Source organism: Leclercia sp. EC_58 (assembly GCF_019584355.1).
Classification (GTDB): Bacteria; Pseudomonadota; Gammaproteobacteria; order Enterobacterales; family Enterobacteriaceae; genus Enterobacter.
Window position 1 is genome coordinate 1 of the sequence record NZ_VDAM01000017.1, and the last position, 412, is coordinate 412.

The window sequence follows — 412 nt, forward strand, 5'->3', positions numbered from 1 at the left end:
GCCAGCGAAAGTGAGCTGGCTACCGGTAGATTCAAAACGTTTTGAATAGTTAGCACGGTAGCTATAACCCGTTTCTTTATTCTGATTATGTAACTGAGCATCAGATCGCGTGACATCAAAGGATAATGAGCCCAACGAGTTAAGGTTAAAACCAACTCCGGTAGCCAGGGATTGATAATCACGGTTTGTTAATACTGAACCACCATACAGGGATACATTGTTCAGCCAACCCCATGAGAATTCACCGGTCCAGAAGAAGGGCTGTTGTAAGGAATCGCCGCCAACGCTGGTCGGTTTCCCCATTGCAGTAGTGTAGCGAATCTGCCCTTTACGCGTCAGATAAGGAATGCTATTAGATGCAACTTGCCATTGCGTGACGCGCCCGTCCTCTTCTTCAACCTTGACGTCCAGT

1 protein-coding gene is annotated in these 412 nt (G+C 47.3%); it reads right to left on the reverse strand.

The features are described 5' to 3' along the window. A partial coding sequence (locus tag FHC51_RS22805; protein WP_220436792.1) for a fimbria/pilus outer membrane usher protein occupies window positions 1-412 on the reverse strand: 412 nt, incomplete at both ends.